The sequence below is a fragment of the Shewanella sp. 10B genome (assembly GCF_023475885.1).
In the GTDB taxonomy this organism is placed as follows: Bacteria; Pseudomonadota; Gammaproteobacteria; order Enterobacterales; family Shewanellaceae; genus Shewanella; species Shewanella mangrovisoli.
Genome location: NZ_JAMDJO010000003.1, coordinates 193,787 through 210,255 on the forward strand (window position 1 = coordinate 193,787; position 16,469 = coordinate 210,255).

13 protein-coding genes are annotated in these 16,469 nt (G+C 49.0%); 6 read left to right on the plus strand and 7 right to left on the minus strand.

What is annotated here, in order from left to right; all coding sequences use genetic code 11:
• Positions 1–228: 228 nt before the first annotated feature.
• The 4 genes from M0415_RS13155 (at position 229) to M0415_RS13170 (ending at position 7,911) form a co-directional block, all read left to right on the plus strand.
• The gene (locus tag M0415_RS13155; RefSeq protein WP_037430327.1) at positions 229–1,446 is read left to right on the plus strand and encodes an efflux RND transporter periplasmic adaptor subunit; all 1,218 of its coding nucleotides are present in this window, start codon (positions 229–231) and stop codon (positions 1,444–1,446) included.
• Positions 1,446–4,649 carry an efflux RND transporter permease subunit gene (locus M0415_RS13160; protein ID WP_249556150.1) on the plus strand — a complete coding sequence of 1,068 codons (3,204 nt, stop codon included), beginning with the start codon at positions 1,446–1,448 and terminating at the stop codon, positions 4,647–4,649. The genes M0415_RS13155 and M0415_RS13160 overlap by 1 nt, the downstream gene beginning before the upstream one ends.
• A gap of 189 nt (positions 4,650–4,838) precedes the next feature.
• Positions 4,839–5,543, plus strand: coding sequence for a TatD family nuclease-associated radical SAM protein (locus M0415_RS13165; protein ID WP_249556621.1), 705 nt, complete (start codon positions 4,839–4,841; stop codon positions 5,541–5,543).
• Between the two features lie 133 nt (positions 5,544–5,676).
• Positions 5,677–7,911: a PAS domain-containing protein gene (locus M0415_RS13170; RefSeq protein WP_249556151.1), complete on the plus strand. Its 2,235-nt coding sequence runs from the start codon at positions 5,677–5,679 to the stop codon at positions 7,909–7,911.
• Here M0415_RS13170 and M0415_RS13175 read toward each other — a convergent pair.
• The 3 genes from M0415_RS13175 to M0415_RS13185 all read right to left on the minus strand — a co-directional run bounded on the left by M0415_RS13175 (position 7,895) and on the right by M0415_RS13185 (position 10,643).
• The gene (locus M0415_RS13175; RefSeq protein WP_011718144.1) at positions 7,895–9,292 is read right to left on the minus strand and encodes a hypothetical protein; all 1,398 of its coding nucleotides are present in this window, start codon (positions 9,290–9,292) and stop codon (positions 7,895–7,897) included. The genes M0415_RS13170 and M0415_RS13175 overlap by 17 nt on opposite strands.
• An 84-nt stretch (positions 9,293–9,376) precedes the next feature.
• The gene (locus M0415_RS13180) at positions 9,377–9,907 is read right to left on the minus strand and encodes a hypothetical protein (protein WP_011718145.1); all 531 of its coding nucleotides are present in this window, start codon (positions 9,905–9,907) and stop codon (positions 9,377–9,379) included.
• Complete coding sequence (locus M0415_RS13185; protein WP_011718146.1) at positions 9,900–10,643, minus strand: winged helix-turn-helix domain-containing protein; 744 nt, start codon at positions 10,641–10,643, stop codon at positions 9,900–9,902. The genes M0415_RS13180 and M0415_RS13185 overlap by 8 nt, the downstream gene beginning before the upstream one ends.
• 445 nt (positions 10,644–11,088) lie before the next feature.
• On the opposite strand from M0415_RS13185, the gene M0415_RS13190 reads away from it, so the two are divergent.
• Together M0415_RS13190 and M0415_RS13195 are read left to right on the plus strand one after the other, a co-directional pair.
• Complete coding sequence (locus tag M0415_RS13190) at positions 11,089–11,910, plus strand: cytochrome c3 family protein (RefSeq protein ID WP_164717971.1); 822 nt, start codon at positions 11,089–11,091, stop codon at positions 11,908–11,910.
• Positions 11,911–11,920: 10 nt separating this feature from the next.
• Positions 11,921–12,445, plus strand: coding sequence for a hypothetical protein (locus M0415_RS13195; protein ID WP_249556152.1), 525 nt, complete (start codon positions 11,921–11,923; stop codon positions 12,443–12,445).
• Positions 12,446–12,513: 68 nt separating this feature from the next.
• On the opposite strand, the gene M0415_RS13200 is transcribed toward M0415_RS13195, so the two are convergent.
• The 4 genes from M0415_RS13200 to M0415_RS13215 all read right to left on the minus strand — a co-directional run bounded on the left by M0415_RS13200 (position 12,514) and on the right by M0415_RS13215 (position 16,418).
• Positions 12,514–13,062 carry a hypothetical protein gene (locus tag M0415_RS13200; RefSeq protein ID WP_088210267.1) on the minus strand — a complete coding sequence of 183 codons (549 nt, stop codon included), beginning with the start codon at positions 13,060–13,062 and terminating at the stop codon, positions 12,514–12,516.
• Positions 13,055–13,804 carry a winged helix-turn-helix domain-containing protein gene (locus M0415_RS13205; RefSeq protein WP_249556153.1) on the minus strand — a complete coding sequence of 250 codons (750 nt, stop codon included), beginning with the start codon at positions 13,802–13,804 and terminating at the stop codon, positions 13,055–13,057. The genes M0415_RS13200 and M0415_RS13205 overlap by 8 nt, the downstream gene beginning before the upstream one ends.
• A 166-nt stretch (positions 13,805–13,970) precedes the next feature.
• On the minus strand, positions 13,971–15,440 hold the full coding sequence (gene nhaD / locus M0415_RS13210; RefSeq protein ID WP_249556154.1) for a sodium:proton antiporter NhaD: 1,470 nt from the start codon (positions 15,438–15,440) through the stop codon (positions 13,971–13,973).
• Positions 15,441–15,680: 240 nt separating this feature from the next.
• Positions 15,681–16,418, minus strand: coding sequence for a DUF481 domain-containing protein (locus M0415_RS13215; RefSeq protein WP_011718152.1), 738 nt, complete (start codon positions 16,416–16,418; stop codon positions 15,681–15,683).
• Between the last annotated feature and the right edge of the window lie 51 nt (positions 16,419–16,469).

A 16,469-nucleotide genomic window follows, 5' to 3' on the forward strand; every position in this document is an offset into this window, starting at 1 on the left:
TAATGCGGCTTTTTTTTATGCTCGCCGGCCGCAAAAAATCGCTATAACAAATGCAAACCAAACACTCTTATCTTCCGTATGCTTATCGGCGGCCAAAAAAGAGGTGGCGTACCGTAAAAACGCGCCATCACCTTTAGACACATTTTATTTACAAAAATAAATTTATTGCGCCGCTCGACTCTGATACTTTAGGCGCATTAAGCGATTTAGCACGGATGTAACAATCATATGATGAAAACTTTACTCAGGAGATTATCTCCTCTGTTTATACTGCTGTTATTTGTTGTTGGTGCGATTGCACTGATGTCAACTAAGGAAGCCCCCGAACAAAAACCTGAAGAAATGCCAGTACCTATCGTCGATGTCACTCAGGTTGAGCAGCAAACGGTATCGCTTAATCTTCCTTCCTACGGCGTGGTTACCCCTAAATATAAGACGCAACTGGTGACCGAAGTCCAAGGGCGGATGCTGAGCATTTCGCCGCAATTTGTGGCTGGTGGCATAGTGAAGAAAGGCGACCAATTAGCCCAAATCGAACCTTCGGATTACGAAGCCGATTTAATGCAAGCCGAAGCCACCTTGGCTCAGGCAACCGCGGCGCTCAATGAAGAAATTGCCCGTGGCGAAGTCGCTAAAATCGAATTTAAGGGCTACGACAAAGGCTTACCGCCAGAGCTGGGGTTGCGTATCCCGCAGCTGAAAAAAGAGCAAGCCAACGTTAAATATGCCCAGGCCGCACTGGCACGCGCCCAGCGTAACTTAGAGCGCACTGTTATCCGCGCGCCCTTTGACGGCATAATCAAGGCCAGAAATGTCGATTTAGGTCAGTACGTGACATTAGGCACTAACTTAGGAGAGCTGTACGACACAAGCATTGCCGAAATTCGTCTGCCTATCTCTAACGATGATTTAGCCTATTTGGAATCCGTCGATCACCCCGATACCCAAGTCACCTTAAGCGCCTCTTTGGCGGGTAAGGAAAACACTTGGATGGGTAATATTATTCGTAGCGAAGGCGTGATTGATGCCGATAACCGCATGGTTTACCTCGTCGCCGAGATTAAAGACCCTTACCTACGTGAGCATAAAACCCAAGGCAGTTTACCGTTGAAATACGGCAGCTTTGTAAATGCCGTAATTAAGGGCCGCACCGTCGATGGCATAGTTAAACTGCCTCGCCACGTGGTACGTAATGAGCATGTGGCCTTGATTAACGAGCAAAATATTGTCGAGATGCGCCATGTGAATGTCGTACGTAGCGATCTTGAAAATGTGTTCATCAAGGACAGCTTAAAAACCGGTGAGCGCGTTGCCATCACTCACTTTAGCAATATGGCGAATGGCCAGTTGGTCAAAATCATAGGTGAAGATGCCAAGCCGGTGCAGACCCCCACACCTAAGGAAGATGCTCCTGAGTCGAGTCTTGCGGCCGCTGGAGTGAACTAATGGATACTCAAAAAGGGATCTTAGCCTGGTTTGCCCGCAACAGCGTGGCAGCTAACCTGTTAATGTGGGCGCTATTGATTGGCGGTCTATTTAGCACAGTATTGATTAATAAAGAGGTATTTCCCTCTTTTAATCTTAACTTATTGAGCATTACCGTTGCTTATCCCGGCGCTGCGCCGCAGGAAATCGAAGAAGGCATCAACATCAAGATTGAAGAAGCCATCCAAGATATCAACGGCATTAAAAAAGTCACTTCAGTTGCCAGTGAAGGGGTTGGCGCCATCACGGTCGAAGTCGAAGATGACTACGACGTGCAAACCGTACTCGACGAAGCCAAGTTACGATTGGACGCGATCTCCACCTTTCCGGTGAACATCGAAAAACCGCAAATCTATAAAATCGAACCCGAAAACAACGTGATTTGGGTGTCGGTCTACGGTGATATGTCGCTGCACGATATGAAGGAATTGGCCAAATCGGTACGTGATGATTTGACCCAACTTCCCGCCGTGACCCGCGCGAAAGTCACTGGGGTGCGCGACTATGAAATCGGTATCGAAGTCTCAGAAGATAAGCTGCGGGAATACGGCTTAACCTTCTCGCAAGTCGCCTTGGCGGTGCAAAACTCCTCTATCGACTTGCCGGGCGGTTCGATCCGCGCCGAAGATGGCGACATTCTGCTGCGCACTAAAGGCCAAGCCTATACTGGCGATGATTTTGCCAATATCGTCGTCACCACGCGCACCGATGGTAGCCGGGTGATGTTGCCCCAAGTGGCAACGATTAAGGACGATTTTGAAGAACGTTTAGAGTACACCCGCTTCAACGGCAAACCTGCGGCGATTATCGAAGTGACCAGCGTTAACGATCAAAACGCCCTCGACATTGCTCAGCAGGTCAAAGACTACGTCGAGAAGCGCCGTGCCACTCTGCCAGCCAATGCACAATTAGACACTTGGGGAGACTTAACCCACTACCTCAAGGGCCGCTTAAACATGATGATGTCGAACATGTTTTACGGCGCCCTATTAGTGTTTGTGATCTTAGCCCTGTTCCTCGACCTCAAACTCGCCTTCTGGGTAATGATGGGGTTACCCGTGTGTTTCCTCGGCACTATGCTGATCATGCCGCTAGAACCTTTCTCCATGACCATTAACATGCTGACATTGTTCGCCTTTATTCTCGTCTTGGGGATAGTCGTCGACGATGCAATTGTGATAGGTGAAAGTGCCTACAGCGAGGTCGAACGGCACGGACACTCGATTGATAACGTGATCCGCGGTGCGCAAAAAGTGGCTATGCCCGCCACCTTCGGGGTGTTAACCACCATCGCCGCCTTTATCCCTATGTTGATGGTCTCTGGCCCCATGGGGATTATTTGGAAATCCATCGGCATGGTGGTCATCATGTGTCTGGCATTTTCACTGGTGGAATCTAAATTTATCCTGCCAGCGCACTTAGCCCACATGAAGTTTAGAAAACCAGGGGAACCCACGGGCTTCTTTGGTCGCTTCAAGGACAGATTTAACAATCGCGTTCAACACTTTATTCACCACAGCTACCGCAACTTCCTCGAGCGCTGTATCCAACATCGCTACAACGTAGTCGCGGCCTTTATCGGTGTGTTGATTTTATCCATAGCCTTAGTCGCCAGCGGCCAAGTACGCTGGGTGTTCTTCCCCGATATTCCATCGGACTTTATCCAAGTACAGCTAGAGATGGATGAAGGCAGCTCAGAGCAAAACACCCTCAAGGTGGTACAGGATATTGAAGAAGCCCTGTACAAGATGAACGCCAAAATGGAGAAGGACAACGGCAGCGAAGTGGTGAAGCACAGCTTTATCAACATGAGCTCGCGCACCTCCGCCTTTATCTTTGCCGAACTGACCAAAGGTGAAGACCGGGATGTGGATGGCGAGACGATTGCCGCCGCGTGGCGCGAACAATTGCCAGAATTACTGTCGGTGAAGAAGCTCGATTTCAACGCCAGCGGTAACGGCGGAGGCGGTGGTGACATCTCCTTTAGATTGACTTCGAGCGATCTCGAAGAGTTATCCGCAGCCGCCCGAGAGCTTAAGCAAAAGCTCGCCACCTACGAAGGTGTGTACGACATTGCCGATAACTTCTCCTCGGGTAGCCATGAGATCCGTTTAAAGATCCGCCCCGAGGCCGAAGCGCTGGGCTTAACCTTGTCTGATTTAGCACGCCAAGTCCGTTATGGCTTCTATGGTTATGAAGCACAACGTATTTTGCGTAATAAAGAAGAAATCAAAGTCATGGTGCGCTACCCATTAGAGCAGCGCCGTACCGTTGGCTACCTCGAAAATATGTTGATCCGCACGCCGCAGGGCAAGTCGGTGCCTTTCTCTACCGTTGCCGAGGTCGAAAAAGGCGAATCCTACGCCTCAATCACCCGTGTCGATGGCAAGCGAGCGATTACCATTATTGCCAATGCCAACAAACACAAAGTTGAGCCTTCCAAGGTTGTGAATGAGATCCAACAGGATTTCCTGCCGCAGTTACAGGCCAAGTATCCGAAGATCCAAACCACCCTCGATGGGGGCAGTTTGGATGAGCAGAATGCCATGGTCGGTCTAATGCAGGGCTTCTTCTTTGCGCTGTTTACCATTTATGCCTTAATGGCTGTGCCGCTAAAGTCGTACAGCCAGCCGCTGATCATTATGTCAGTCATCCCCTTCGGGATTATCGGTGCCCTGTTTGGACATTTGATCCAAGGCCTTGCCATGAGCGTCTTGAGTCTCTGTGGTATCGTCGCGCTCGCCGGGGTAGTGGTAAACGACTCCTTGATTCTGGTGGACTTTGTTAACCGGGCGCGGGAGCAAGGGCAATCGGTCAGACAAGCGGCAGTAGATTCAGGCTGCTATCGTTTCAGGGCGATTATCTTGACCTCGTTAACCACCTTCGTCGGTCTCGTGCCTATTATTCTTGAACGCAGCTTACAGGCACAGATTGTGATCCCTATGGCGACTTCCCTTGCCTTCGGTATCCTGTTCTCGACTGTGGTGACCCTAATTTTGGTGCCTTTGCTGTACATCATTCTCGATGATGTTAAACGTACCTCTAGCCGTTTTTACCACTGGTGGTGGCGCCCAAAAACATCGCAGGAGAGGCATTTACCTGCCAATGAGAGTCACAAGGTATCCTTAGATGCCTTTAATGCACCTGACTATAAACAGGATTAGTGGTCGTACAGTCATCATCCTAACCCCATAAAAAGAGAGCCTAGGCTCTCTTTTTTTATCTCTAGCCTGTCCTGACGAGTAAAGCGCGTTGTGCGATCTAGGTGGCAGTTATCAAGGATCGCATTCGTTACACTCAACCTAAGTGACCGCCAAGATGCTAATAAAGTCGATAGTATGAAAACAGATCGGATGCCAAACTCACATTCTGCTTCAATCCACCCTGCACCACTCAAAGCCACTGAAACCTTAGTCAATGGCAACACAACGGCGGAAGTGTGCACCAATGAAACCTGCGCCAACGAAACCTTAGTCTATGATATTCGCAGGAGTCGTTACCTGAATATCACCGGCCGTTGCACCCTACGCTGCGCCTTCTGCCCGAAACATAATGGCAGTAAACAAATTCACGAGTATCAATTGGCATTGACCCACCAGCCCAAGCCAGAGGAAATCATCCCGCTGTTAGGCAAGGTGGAAGACTTTGAGGAATATGTGTTCTGCGGTTACGGTGAACCGACGATGAATCTGCCGACCCTGCTGGCCGTTGCCAAGGAAATCAAACGCCGTGGCGGTCGCGTGCGGGTCAATACCGATGGGTTAGGCAACCTAGTGCACAGGCGCAACATTCTGCCCGAGTTAGCGGAGTGCGTGGATGGATTATCCATTTCCCTCAACGCCGACAATGAGGCCGCCTATAACCAACATTGCCGCCCAAAACTGGCGGGCTCCTACGCCGCAGTGAATGCCTTTATCGCCCTCGCCCCCCACTATATTGAGCGGGTTCAAGTCTCGGCGATTGAGGGACTAGAAGGGGTCGATATCGATCTTTGCCGCGAACAAGTACTCGCCTCGGGCTGCGAGTTTAAGCACAGAGTGCTGGGCGCGCTCGGTTAATAGAACCGCAGAATAGCCGTTGGGTTGATGCATTGCTCGGGATAACAGAGTCGCCGAGCAACTTGCCACTGTCGTAACATTTCATTCGTGTTAACATAGCCTAATTAACAGTTAATCAACCCCAAATCGGCCCATGCTGAAAAAGAACCCTAGCCTACATCCACTCGCGCCATTACTTTCATTGACCCAAGGGCTGCATTGGTCTCACCAACGCCTGTTGGCTGTCGCGAGCCAGTTATCGATGCTGGTGATAGGTATGATTATTTTAACCAACTTAATCATTACCTTAGGTGAACGTCGGTTACAGGAAGAATGGGCAACCCAAAGATACAGCGAATTACAAACCATAGGCACGCTGATCACGGATAAGGTCGCCTTCCAGCAGTTTCGCACTCAGCTATTTGCCAAAGACGAATTACTCAAACAGTACCTCAAAAATCCAACGGCCTCGTCTCAGCAGAAATTGCAGGAAAGTTGGCAGGAGCTAGTGCAGCATATTCCCGAACTCCTCGGGATTGCCCTGTTCGATCCCCAAGGTAATTATAAGTTTGCGACACCTTCAAACTTTAGTCAGGACGCGCTGCCCGCCGCTCTGTTAGGTTCGAGCCGCAACTTAGGTGGCAAAGAAGTCTTTACCTCGCCCTTAGAGTTTGTGCCCCTCAATGGCATACTCGAACCCTACATGTATCAAATGACTTGGCTCGAGAAACCCGATCAAAGCTCGCTAGGTTACCTTATTACCTACAACTCGATTGTTCAGATGCTAGAAGCGATAAAACCTGCATTTTCAAGCAATAAATCACCGATGCTAGTGTTAGATACCCAAGGCTTGCTCTATGCGGGTGTGAGTGAACTCGCGCCTTTAACCCATATTCCCGATACCTTAGGCGCCAGTTTGCGCCAGAGTTATCCGGCGCTATGGCGGGAAATGTCGATGAGCAACTTTGGCCAATTCCATGGTGAAGATGCCACCTTCGTGTACCTCAAAGTCGAGTTAACCAATCAGCCCGAACTGCGCCGCGAGTATTTTTTACTCTCTTATATTCGTAATGCCGATATCGCCTCCAAGTTTTCCCAATGGCAAAACATCGTTATCGTCGCAGCGTTAATTCTGACCTTACTCGCCGCTTGGGTGATCTTACTCAGCCATATGTATCGCCTGCAGTATCGCTCGCGCCAATACAGTATCGATGTGGCCAATGCATTATTTAACAATGATATCGGCTTTATTCTCGCTAATGAGCAGGCACGGATCATCAGTGCCAACCCCAAGGCGGCCGAGGCGACTCAAGTCCCACAGGATGAACTCACAGATCGCAGCCTGCAACGTGCGCTGAATCTCGACGACCTGACCCACGCACAAATGCTCGACCAAGTGCATAGACAGGGTGAATGGCAAGGCAAGCTGTCGCTAGATAATGACAAGGGCTCAAGACTTAGCGTGTGTGTACGCCAAGCGCCGAGATTAGGGCGCGGCTTACCGCATCTGTTAGTCTCCCTTGAAGATATTAGCGCCATGATCGATTGCCAGAATCAAGCCTTCTTAAGCGACTTACTCTGCGATACGACTGTGGCCACAGCGCTGACAGATGCCAATGGTAAGCTGATAAAAATCAATCCGGTATTCGATCAGCTGATGCAGCTTAATGGCGATTTGAATCATGATTTAGCCTCACTGCTCGCCAACGATCTAGGTAACCAGTGGCAGCGGATCACTGCCCAAATCAGCATGCAAGGTCAATGGCAAGGGCAGATCCTGTGTTCACCCAATCTGCGCCATTCCAATTGTTTACAGGCCACCTTAAAGGGCCATGTGGCCGCCGACGGTGAGATTGATTACATCATCTGCACCTTAGAGCAAGCCGCAGATAGCCTAAGGGGCGCCGAGCCACGCAGCTTTGTGCCGCACCGCAGCACCATTTTGCAGCATCTCGCCGATTTAGAACGCTATTTTGCATCGCTTTCGCCCCAAAGCCGTAACCACTCAAGCCTGCTAGTGATGGATATCAACCCCGAGGGTTTACTCAGCCATATGAGTGATATCGACCAACTCGAGACGCGCCAGCAGGAAGTGGAAGTGCAGCTCTTGCTCGAAATCCCCACCCATTACCAAATCCTTCACTGGCAACTCGGTAAACTGTTGTTGTTACTGCCAGATACCGATGCAACGGCGGCGCATCACTTCGCCCTCAATACCATAGAAAAGCTCAACAGCAATGGCTTAGGTGAAGGGATCAGCATTGGGATTGCCAGCTATCAGGAAGGACAAAGCCTAGAGCAATACCTCAGCAATGCCGAGGTAGCGCTCAAACGGGCGAAGCAGAATAACGATCAGAATATCGGTCAGGCCTTTACTCGTCAGCCTTAGCGGGCGGATTAAAAGAATCGGGTAACTTACTCTGGGTGATCTCGATAATGGCCGAGCGGTTCATGGTGATTTTGTAGCGCGCGTATTCAGGCTCTTCTCGGCCGTCCCGCAGCACTAAAATCAGATTCACTTGGTAGCGACGCTCGACCGACTCATGGCTGATCTTGCCCTCAAGTTCCTTATAAATCTTGGCCTTGCCCCGCTCTAAGTAGCGGGCAAAGGGCACAAAACTGAAGTTCACTTGCTCTTGTATGGTCGAGTAGCCCGCCTGAAACTCGCCATGATTTACCCGAGTGGCAATCTTATAATGCAGGACTTCGGCATCGACCTTATTCTGGCTATGCCGTTGTTTTAGGATTTCGTTAACCTTCTCAGGCAAATCCTGCTGCCGCATAAATTCGAGCCAGACTAATTGCTTAGCGATCACCGACTGACTAGTGGTATCCCTTAAGATACGGCTCCAACGCGGCCGACCACGCTGAATAAAGCGCCAGAGGGCATTACGCACATCATCCTTAAAGATCTCACGAAAACCGTAAATCACCGCCAGCGTCAGCACCAATGCTATGGTAAAGCCGCTAAAGACGCCCTGCGCTTCAATGATAAGCGCCGATACCACCAACATAACCAACGCGGTCGCAAGTCCTGTCGTAAACTTTTTAAGGCCAATGCCTAAGGGTTTTAACTCTTCTTTGAGTACCACCCCTTGCTGAATTAAGCGCCGTAATAACAGCATCTTATTCGAAATTCGGTTGGGGTCTTGCTTGGTCTGCGCCGAGTTATAGTTGTTGGCATCGCGATAAGCGCATTCGGTGCGGCACAGGGTCAAGACTCGTTCTTGAATATCGGCAAAATCGCTGGTGCGGGTGGCATGGGCGAGCACTTTTAACAGTTGCTGCTCGCAGAACCAGGAGAGATAGTTATCGGCGTTCTCGAAATAGGATTTCCATTTAGGATCGCCCGGCTCATTACGGCGAAACTTTTTCAGCAGTTGCGTCACTTGCTCACACAGCTCATCGAGCGCCAGATAGAAGTGCTCCACATCGGCAATTCGATTGAGTTCTTTAACATCGTTTTCAACTGCGACGGCAAACTGGTAGGCAAACAGGTTTAAGTACAGCCGGAATTCTTCTACAGTACGGCGGTTCATACTGGCGAAACGCCCTTGCACCAGTGGCAAGTGCAGCCCTTCGGAGTAGTAGGAGCGGCGTCCCACAATCGCGCTGTGGTAATACTCTTCTTCGTTTAAGGTATGCGCGCCTATGCCCATTTCCTTTGGTAAAAAGAAATAGAGATCGAGCTGACGATTATCGCCCTTTTCCATCTGATGGCTGAACTTAATCGACAGGGATTCTTCTTGTTTGACACGTATCTTAAACACAACAACCCTATGATTGAGATGGAAGACTCGGCATTAACACCATGGAAAATATAATCTAAACCGAAAGCGCGGCAAATTCACTGATTAAATTCGGCTATTGACGATTCGGCAGCCACAGACAGTGTTACTCGGTTGGAATAAGACAACGGCATAGTCTTGATTCGTGTCGCTATCGAGCACCTCTATGCTGAGATTGTGTCTGCCAGATTCACTAAAGTGCAAGCTGCTGATGTAGGAAAGGTATTTCATATGTTCGGGCCAAGACTTTTTATCTATGTCTTCGGATTCCGTCTTGGTTTTAACTGAAACATTGTAGGTCATGCGGTTCAGCTCCATGCTCTTGACCTCACCCTGCATCAGAATCGCACCCGCGCTTGAACCATCGAGATTAAAGTAACGGTAATTAATCTGCGCATTGCCCGCCGAGATTAAGACATCGACCAATAAGTAGAATTTACCCTCATCCACTTGCTGCGTATGGCGGTCGAAGAGTTCTGAGCTGCAATTTAAGATCACCGCCTTATTGGAGACAGATTGCAGGTAAATCACCCCGCAGGCGACGATTAGCGCCGAGAGTATAGTCAGATTTATCGTCCACTTGAGCCACTTAGCCACAGATCCCGACCTCCTGAAGCCAGTTCACATCGATAAATTCTTTCGGCCGCCTAAAGTCGCTGATCTTCAAGTTGCGGATCACCGATTGTCCGAGTTTATAACCCCGCATAGTAATATTGAGCACCTGTTTATCGTGGGAGAGTGAGGAGTACACTTCGGACCAATCACTATGGCCGCAGCGACTTAGCCCTTGGCCTAAGCGGTCGCCTAACTCAAACAATAGGGTATTGTTGGTTTTCGAGTTGGCATACAAATGCAGCCGAATATGTTGCCCCGAGGCTAAGGGTAAATCGGTGGAAAGCAAAGGTTGAGTCGGTACGCTGTGGTCGATGCGGCTAAGATAAAAACCTGAAATCGCGAGCATAAATCCAAAAACCAGCAACACACTCCACCAAGGCAAGGATTGCAGCCTAGGATAGCGTAAGCTTTTTAGCTTTTGCCCTTGGGTACAGTGCAGCAGATAGCCTTGACCCTTGACGGTTTCAATCAGCCCCTCATATTGGGGCCCGAGGAAGGAGCGGATCATAAAAACCGCCCGCGCTAACGAAGTGTCAGTCAGAGGAGGATGCGCCCCATCGCCAGTCTTCAGCTCATGCTTGGAGACCAGTTTGCCTTGATGTTCAACCAACAGGCTCAACACTTGCAACTCGGCACGGGGAAGGTGCCAAGATTCATCACGAGCCTGTTCAACGAGTAAGCCACGCTCACGGTCAAACCAACAGCCCCCCACCTGCATAATTCAAACTCCAACCTATAAAATCATCGAATTAAGTCTATGCAAGCCTGCTAATGATTACTGTGATCCCGTTAACCCAAGGGGCTAAATAATTAATTTTCGTGAGCTTCCCCCGCAGGCAAATGAGCATAGAACAAAAATCTGCTTCAGCTCACAGCGATAAATACCATTTGCAGCACCCTCGCTTGGTGATAAATCCGCGTAAATTTACATAAATGCCACAAATAATGTGCTTTGGTGCAAATTACAATCGAGCATTCCTACAAAACTATATCGCAAGAATCGACCAAAACGATTGGTCATCTCCCACCGCCAGCGATTTTGGGAGGCGAAATATCCCCGGCCGCAAATCACACTATTTATTGCTGTAGTTTCTAGAATGATGCCATCAACCAATGGTTACTGATTGATAAATAAAAGCAATTAATAAAAGAGGATATTCATGATGAGCATTAATCGACGCCAAGCATTAACTCGCATTATCGGTATCAGCACGGCGGCTGCGGGCGCAACTTTAATGGGTACGTCAGCATTTGCGGCGACCAATGCCGACGGTCAATATCAATTAGCCCTCGGGGAAAAACTCAAATATGTGCCACTCGATGCCATGGCAACCGCAAAACTTGCCTACGAGACGGGTGGCGGCTGTATGCACCAAGTGTTTCACTCGGTTATCACTATGCTAGCGCAATCTAATAGTGCCGATGCCGACAAATTTAAAACCATTCCCACCGCCCTCGCGGGTTATGGTTTTGCTGGGGTCACAGGCCAAGGCACACTTTGTGGTAACCTCAACGCTATCGGTATGTTAGTCAACATCTTAGATGATATTAACGGCCAGAATAGCGCAGTTATCGCCAATACCTTCCGCTACTATGAAAACACCACCTTGCCACTATCGACCCCTGAGTTCGTTGCAGGTATCGGCTCGACAGCGGAAAAAACCGCCCTCGTTGGCAGTTCATCGAAGGCCATGAGTGTGCTGTGCCACTCCTCCATCAGTAATTGGTCACGGGCTTCTGGCCTGCCCTTCGCCAAGAAGGGTGAGCGCTGCTATCGCCTATCGGCCTCTATGGCCTATTACTTGGTTGAACTGCTAAATCGAGCCTATCAGGGCGAGAATATTGGCGCCCTCCCCGGCAGTAAACCCTCACTGGAAGCGCAGGATTGCCAAGTCTGCCACGGCAGCACCAGCACTTTAGGTTCGGCGGCAAGTGTTAAAACCGATATGGAATGCACCACGTGCCACACTGGCCACTTCAATTAAGGAGGCAGTGATGAAATACCCATTACTCGCATTAACCCTAGGTACACTCGCCCTTGTCGGCTGTGGTAGTGACGATGATAAATCCGAGGAGGTCACGCCTCCGCCGCCACCGCCGCCGGTCGAAACCACAGTGAGTATCGATGAGGCCACTCAGATTAATCTGGCGGTAGAACAGTTTGACCCCAACACCGGCAGCTTAGTGTTCTCATTAACCGATGCTAACCAAGCGGCCATTACCGCCGCCAAGAGCTATGACATTTATTACTTTGGTTTCCCTAATAAGGATAAAGCCTCGGCCAATCCTAAGGCTTGGAAACGCTGGCATGTGACCCAAAGTTATCGCTGCCAGAGCCAAGGGGAATGTTCGGGTCAACTGACCGAAGTCAAGAATGGCCAATATCAGTTCGAAATCGCGGGTCTCGATTGGCAGCAACAGGATCCCAGCGGCGCCGTGTCCCAAATCAAGGTCGCGATTCAGATCTATGGTGCTAAGGCCAATAATGAACTGACATTAGTTCAAGTGACACCTCAGTAGCGACACAGTAAAACCCCTTCATCGCGCCCCAAAAAGGCATCCTATGGGATGCCTTTTTATTGCTGACATTAATGACTCCTACAAGCCCACAAATGCCCGCTGGGATAGAACTTAATCAACACGAAATCATTTAAGGTATCCATATCCACAATCTGCATATCGAAACTCATTCTGCCCTGCTCGAACAAAGCTTGGCGGGATTTTCGCACCTCGGCACGCATTAAGTCAGGCACTTCGGTTTGCAGTAGGTCCATTTTTAAATTGGCTTGGTCTAAATTCAGCTTATAAGTCATAGTGCCAGGCTCTAAGGCACTGACTTTGCCGCGGTAAATCAGCGCAGCCAAGTCTTGCCCATCCTGCGCATAGCGATAACTTAACTTAGCGTGATTAGCCTCTATTGCCACATCGAGGGCTAAGCTTTGGCTAAAGGCAGGCAGAGATTCGGCCATAAAAGGCGATTGGTACAGCTTAGCCTGGCAACTCAAATTGAGTTGCTTACTGTTAAAGCTCATGGCGTAAGTGCCCAGCACTATACTGGATAAAACGACAATTATTCCAACTACATGCCATAAACGAAACCTATGGGTTTTCGCCGTTAAATCAGAAAACTTAAGCACAGATCCCCACCATTTTTAGCCATAACTCATCAATCACATCGGCATTAAAATCCTCGGACATCATCTTGATGGTCTCGAATCTCAGCCCATCGGCATCTTCATTTTTTAGCACTAGACTCACAAACTTTTGGTCCGTTGAGATTGTGGCGGCGATGGATTGCCAAGGGAAAATGGCACAAGCCGAAACCTGCGCCAGAAAGTGCTCGACTAATGGCTTCATCGAATGGTCCGTCGGCTGCCCCGTATAGAATTGGATCTCTGACAAATCACCATTATGCATAGGTAATTGCGTCGCATAATTGGGCGCGATGCTCGTGGGATGGGAGATCCGAGAGCTAACCCAAAACAGCGTTGCCAAGGTCAAGAGCATCAGCAACATAAACTGTGGCATACCTAGTTTAAAAAGCGGCGAATTAAGCTCGGTACGAGATTGTTTTCTAGGGGTGGCGTAAAGGATAAAACCTTGATTAGCAACATTAACCAATAGATGCGCCGCATCGTCACCGAGAAATAACCTTAAGCGACAAATGGTGCTATTGAGCAAGTCATCAGCACGCATAGATAATTTGAGTTGCGGCCGAATCGCCTGCTGCAACTCCATCCGAGAAACGACTTTGCCGCGCTGTGTACTCAGCAGAGAAAGTATTTGAAATTCATCCGCACTCAATAACCAGCTGCGTCCTGAAGCCGAATCAACCAGCACTTGTTCCTGTGCATTAAACCAACAAGCGCCTATTTGCATCTCGGCCTCTTTCATCATCTTACTTGAGGCCGAGTATACAATTCGAGCTAAAACAACGCAGTGATCTTAATGCCTCCTAACATGGTCAGATGAATAATCTGTGAAACACATCAATAAAACATTTAATGCTAAAAACAAACGGCGATACATTATGTTTCATTTGTTTTTAGAACATTGCTGCGTTGAGCCACATATGTACCAAAATGCTAGCAATATAGCCAAGCGCGATCACAGGTGTCCAACGTAAATGGGCGCCGAAGGTGTAAATCCCCCTCGCCTGTCCCATCAAGGCAACCCCCGCCGCACTGCCGATGGACAACAAACTGCCCCCAACGCCCGCGGTTAAGGTCACCAGTAACCATTGGCCGAGGGCCATCTCTGGGTTCATGGTCAATACGGCAAACATCACCGGAATATTATCGACAATGGAAGACAACAGACCGATAGCCACGTTGGCATAGGTTGCATCCCAATGGGAATACAACGCCTCAGACACTAAGCTCAAATATCCCATAAAGCCAAGGCCGCCCACACATAACACCACACCGTAGAAGAACAGTAAGGTATCCCATTCGGCGCGGGAGATCCGGCTAAACACATCGAAGGGAACCACGCTGTCAAGTTGTTGTAGTCGTTGTTTATCCTGACGTAATTCCGCCTTAGCACGCTCACGGGCAACGGATTTGTCGAAGGTCTTACGCAGGTAATAACCAAAGAACTGCAGGAAGCCCAGTCCCGTCATCATCCCAAGCACAGGTGGCATGCCGAAGAAGGAATGAGCACATACCGCCGTCGCAATGGTCAACAGGAATAAAGCAACGATACGTTTCGCACCGGGTTTAGTGTACACCTGCTCTTTTTCTGGCTCAGGTACATAACGTGGAATAAACACGCTCATAATCGCCGCAGGCAAGGCAAAGTTGACCAAGGCGGGAATAAACAGATGGAAGAAGTCAGCAAAGTGCACTAAGCCCTTTTGCCACACCATCAGGGTGGTGATATCGCCAAAGGGACTAAAGGCACCGCCCGCATTCGCCGCAACCACAATGTTAATACACGCCAGCGTAATAAATTTGCGCTGCCCCGCGCCGACCTTCATCACCACAGCGCACATCAATAATGCTGTGGTTAAGTTATCGGCCACCGGTGAAATGAAGAAGGCCATAAACCCCGTCAGCCAGAACACGGTTCGCAGGCTAAATCCCCGTCCGACTAACCAGCCGCGAATTGCATCGAATAAGTTACGTTCCTCCATGGCGTTGATATAAGTCATCGCCACTAAGAGGAAGAGTAATAACTCAGCGTATTCCAGTAGATTGTGCTTAAAGGCCGCCTCGGAAACCTCCGACATGCCATTTTGCACATACACAAAACCTATCATGCCCCAAATAATGCCGGCTGCGACCAATACGGGTTTGGATTTACGCAGGTGCAGCGCCTCTTCGGCCATCACCAAAATATAGGCGAGTACGAAGACGCATACGGCAATATACCCCACTGATGCAGCGGTTAAATCGAGCCGTTCTGTTCCTTCGGTCATTGCCCAAACTGCTGGTGAGAATCCGCTCAATATTGCAACGCAGAATAGGCTAGCGAGCACCACTCCACTGTTTTTAAACCACCGCTGTAATTTCATCAAAGTTGATCTCTGCAAGGGAAATTAGTTCGAAAATTACCATAGCTCGGGCTCTGTAAATTTTGACAAAACGCAACTTTCTATGCATTTCCCGATAACCAAGGGCATCTACAACATTAATTTTTGTATAACTACAGACATAACTAATAAAGAATTAACTAACTTTGTTTCAAGTTAGTCCAAAAACAGCCAATAAAAAAGCACCTCTCGGTGCTTTTTTATTGATATCAATCACATTGATTAGAACGAATAGAGCAAGGTCATATTCGTTTCGGTATCAGTGCTCTTTTTATCATCCAGCGGCTCGCTGTTGTAACGCACGATAATCGCAAACTTCATCGCCAAGGCGCCAATAATATTGGCAGTCAGTGAGGTTTCTGAACGCGCATCTAATTTATCGCCGTAGTCGGCCACAAAACGTTGCTGGAATTTTGAGGTTTCAGTGATTTCAGTTTCGAAGTTGATCACGCCGTGGGCAACCACACTGTCATTCGAATCTGTGCCTTCTAGCAGGGCTTGCTCGGAATCGAGGCGTTGATAGATGTAACCGGGACCGATTTCTACATCCAAGAAGGTCTTGCTGGTGTCATAGAGTCTGTGACCATAACCCGCCGCGCCTGAAACTGTGTAGTCATAACCGGTAAAAGGGTCAACTTCGTAGTTAGCGTTGGCAAACAGATAGCTGCGATCTGTCATCTTATAGTTGCCTTGAGCACCCGCTAAATAACGTTTAGCTGTCACTTCACCCGTATCTTCTTTGTACAAACCTTCTAAAAGATATTGGTTTTCCCAGTCACCCAGTTCGTGTTTTAGGCTTAAGCGGCCCTTGTAGGATGAGGTATCGGTGTTACCTGTGGTTAAGGTTGCACCTAACTCGGCTTCACCTGCGAATGTCTTGTCGCCTTTTACAAAATCGGCTCCCGCATTAGCCATAAATGGCGCAGTCATTAATAGCGCTGCGGTCAGTACTTTCTTCATGTTTATCCGTTCCTGTTGCGTTTTATCCCCTAAAAAATCTGCGCAATACTA